The organism is Allorhizocola rhizosphaerae (assembly GCF_003426775.1).
GTDB lineage: Bacteria > Actinomycetota > Actinomycetes > Mycobacteriales > Micromonosporaceae > Allorhizocola > Allorhizocola rhizosphaerae.
Map to the genome: position 1 here is coordinate 1 of NZ_QJUG01000398.1, position 3,743 is coordinate 3,743.

Below are 3,743 nucleotides of genomic sequence, written 5' to 3' on the forward strand. Positions count from 1 at the left end.
CCGCGCGTGACCCCGGCCGCCCCGCGCGTGACCCGGCATCGCCTGGCTAAGTCACCGCCCGCCGCGTGACCCGCACCGCCCGGCTAAGCCACCACCCGCCCAGCACCCGACCGCCCGCCGCGTGACCCGGCACCGCCTGGCTAAGCCGGGGCGAGCGGCGGGGCGGCATGGGCAGGGCAAACGGCGGGCTGCGGCATGGGCAGGCAAATGACGTCAAAGCGGGATGCGGCTAACACCAGGAATGCGCATGGAGACCACACAAACCACACAAGTCTTCAGTCACAATGGGCGACGTGACCGACATCCCGCGCCGTGCCGTTGCCCGCACAGCGAAGCTGGCCTCGCTGCCGCTCAGCTTCGCCGGCCGGACCATGCTCGGGTTCGGCAAGCGCGTGACCGGCCTGGCGTCCGAGGTTATCTCGGCCGAGATTCAGGAGCGCACGGCCGAGCAGCTGTTCAGCGTGCTGGGCCAGCTCAAGGGTGGGGCGATGAAGCTCGGGCAGGCGCTGAGCGTGTTCGAGGCCGCCCTGCCCGACAGCCTGGCCGAGCCCTACCGGGAGGCGCTGACCAAGCTGCAGGAGGCGGCTCCCCCGCTGCCCGCCGCGACGGTCCACAAGGTGCTCGCCGGTCAGCTCGGCGCCGACTGGCGCAAGCACTTCCGCGAGTTCGACGACAGCCCGGCCGCGGCCGCGAGCATCGGGCAGGTGCACCGCGCCGAGTGGAAGGTCCCGCGCAAGCGCACCGGCATCCCGGTCGCGGTCAAAATTCAATACCCGGGCGCCGGCGACGCACTGCTCGCCGATCTGAGCCAGCTTTCCCGCATGGCCGGGCTGTTCAAGGTGCTGCAGCCGGGCCTCGACGTCAAACCACTGGTCGCCGAGCTGCGCAAGCGCGTCGTGGAGGAGCTCGACTACGAGCTGGAGGCGCAGAGCCAGACGGCGTTCGCCGAAGCATACGCGGGCGACGACGAAATTCTTGTGCCCAAGGTGATTGCGGGCGCCGAGCGGGTGCTCGTCACTGAATGGGTCGAGGGCACACCACTTTCCAAAATAATCTCATCCGGTACGGTGGCCCAGCGCGATCGTTCCGGCCGGCTCATGGCCACGCTGCACTTCTCCGCCCCGAAGCGGGTGGGCCTGCTGCATTCCGACCCGCACCCAGGCAACTTCCGGCTGCAGCCCGACGGCCGCCTCGCCGTCATCGACTTCGGCGCCGTGGCGCGCCTGCCCGAAGGCCTGCCCGAACCGGTGGGCCGCCTGGCCCGGCTCGCGTTGCAGGGCAAGGCTTCCGAGGTGCTGGCCGGCTTGCGCGCCGAGGGTTTCGTCAAGCCCGATCTCGACGTCGACGCCGACCTGATTCTCGATTATCTGCGCCCAATGCTTGCGCCGCTTGAGGTTGACGAGTTCCGCTTCACCCGCGCATGGTTGCGGGCCGAAGCCGCGCGCATCGCCGGCCCGCGCAGCCCCGCCTATCAGCTTGGCCGCCAACTGAATCTGCCGCCGTCGTACCTGATGATTCATCGTGTGACGCTCGGTTCGATCGGTGTGCTGTGCCAGCTCGAAGCGAAGGCGCCGTATCGCTCCATTTTGGAGGAATGGCTGCCCGGCTTCGCCCCGTAGCAATCCCAAGGAATTCATTCGCGCCAAGCATCCGCGTTCACTACAGTCTCATTCATGAGCCACGAGCACCCACTTGCCTATCTGCTGGGGATCGAAGGCACGGCTCTGCTCCGTTCATTCGTCGGCGACTGTGACTTCGATCGCGAGTTCGCGCAGGCGCGCATTGCCGAGATCCGCCGCCTGCCCGACGACAAAAAGCTTTGCGGCGCAGGCATTTCCGTCGGACGTGTCGACGCACCCGAGGGCTACAACATCTGGGCGCACACCTATGACACACCGGGCAACGGCGCCTTCCCCTACGAGGAGCCTTACCTGCGAAGGGTTCTCGACACACAACCGCCCACTTGCTCCATTTTAGACGCTGCCTGCGGCACCGGCTGCTACAGCGAATACCTTGCCGCCCAAGGGCATCGCGTCATCGGCGTCGACAGCTCCCCGGGCATGCTTGCCCGCGATCGACCGCGTGCCCAACGCCGACTTCCGCCAGGGTCGGCTCCCCCAGCTGCCGCTGCCCGACAACGCGGTGGACGCGATCGTCTGCGCACGGGCGCTGACCCGCGCCCCGGACCTGCGGCCGGTGCTCGCCGAGTTTGCCCGCGTGCTGCGGCCGGGCGGCCATCTCGTGATCGCAGACATGCACGAGAAGAGTGTGTTGCTCGGCTCCATCCCCAAGGCGACAGATGAGCATGGCCGCCCGGCGCGATCGCCTCCTATCGCCATCTTGACAGGCGACTATCTGCGCGCAGGGCTTCAGGTGCGCAGTTGCGAGGAGCCCCACGGCGCCGTGGCTTCCGGCCATGCCCGATCAGCTGCCCACCGATTCGCCGCTGGACCCCGGCCCGTGGGAGGACTGGCCGTGGAGCCTGCATGACCTGGGTCCCCCAGGCGACCTGGGCAACCAACGTGCACCGGCCGGTGACCGCCATCCGGCACTTCCAGCTGGAGCAGCCACAGCCACACGACATGCCTACCGCCGCCGCATAGCCGCCCCGCCGCCGGAGGACCGCGAGACCCGGAAACGGCGAGGGCCGGGAGTCGAAGCTCCCGGCCCTCGCGCTCTAGTTTCCTACCTATTATTCGTTGTCTATTACTGGCCAGACGCTTCCCGAGCGGCCCGACGGTGGGCGCGGATGGCGATCTGACGAGCGGAGTGGGCAGCCTCAGAGGGGGATTTCTGAGGCTCGCGCATTCGAGCTCGGCTCATGACTTCGTGGATCATATACATCTCGTTGAATCCGTTCTGCTCCATCATTTTCCTTGTCCTTCTTGAAAGTTTTGACTACCTGCCGGTGAACGGCTGGTGTTGTCGTTTGCGGAATCTGCGCTCTACGCGGCAAGCCGGACCGATTCGCGGCCGGTGAAGGTCGCCGCTACCCGAGCCTCGGTCTCGGCCGCCAGGGTGGCCTCGCGGGCGAGGTCGTCCTTGCGCGGACGGCCACGCGGACGCTTGCGCGCCACGACGGCACCACGCTCGAAGATCTCACCACCCCAGACGCCCCAGGGCTCCTCGCGCTCCAGCGCACCGGCCAGGCACTCGACCTTCAGCGGGCACTCCCCGCAGAGGGCCTTTGCCATCTCCAGCTCGCCAGGAGCGTCCGCGAACCACAGGTCGGGGTCGAACTTGCGGCAGGGCAGCTCCGCACCCATTTGGACATCGAAGTCCGCTGGGGCCAACGCCAGACTCATCTCCCGGTCACCTCTCTTTCGTTCTCGATCTCTTGGATCGTTTGCTTTCGCTCTGGACATCCGTGGGGGCGGATGCCCGGTAAATAACTAAGGCCGCGGATCCCGGTTTACGGGTTCCGCGGCCTCGAAGGTGAGCCGGTCGGTCTAGATCTTGTCTAGTCCGGCTTTCTTCGAGGCGGAACGCCGCGGAAACCTCCGAGCTTGGCGCTCGGGGTGGTCTCCAGGACCGGGGTGTAGCCGTGCTTAGCCGTCATGATCAGGTTTTGCGCAGACTGATCCTGTCGGGCAATCGGCAGCGGCCGAGCCGTCACCGGGGTGACGACAGCCAGCGTGGGCACGCGCAGGCGGGCGGCGGCCGGCAGAGCCGGGTCGACCACGCGCACGCGGGCGGCAGCCAGCGGCACAGCCGGGGTGGGCACGCGCAGGCGAGCGCCGGCC

3 protein-coding genes and 1 pseudogene are annotated in these 3,743 nt (G+C 67.8%); 2 read left to right on the forward strand and 2 right to left on the reverse strand.

The window, feature by feature from the left end; all coding sequences use genetic code 11:
* Positions 1 to 293 precede the first annotated feature (293 nt).
* A complete protein-coding gene (locus tag DM816_RS40825; protein WP_117215803.1) occupies positions 294 to 1,619 on the forward strand; it encodes an ABC1 kinase family protein in 1,326 nt (441 codons plus the stop codon).
* 54 nt (positions 1,620 to 1,673) lie between these two features.
* Positions 1,674 to 2,490, forward strand: a pseudogene (locus DM816_RS45075) (class I SAM-dependent methyltransferase).
* Between the two features lie 455 nt (positions 2,491 to 2,945).
* Here the strand turns inward: DM816_RS45075 and DM816_RS40835 are convergent.
* Together DM816_RS40835 and DM816_RS40840 are read right to left on the reverse strand one after the other, a co-directional pair.
* Entirely contained in the window at positions 2,946 to 3,305 is a 360-nt protein-coding gene (locus tag DM816_RS40835) for a WhiB family transcriptional regulator (protein ID WP_117215801.1), read from the reverse strand.
* Positions 3,306 to 3,460: 155 nt separating this feature from the next.
* On the reverse strand, positions 3,461 to 3,743 hold a 283-nt coding region (locus tag DM816_RS40840), incomplete at its 5' end, for a hypothetical protein (RefSeq protein WP_162908381.1).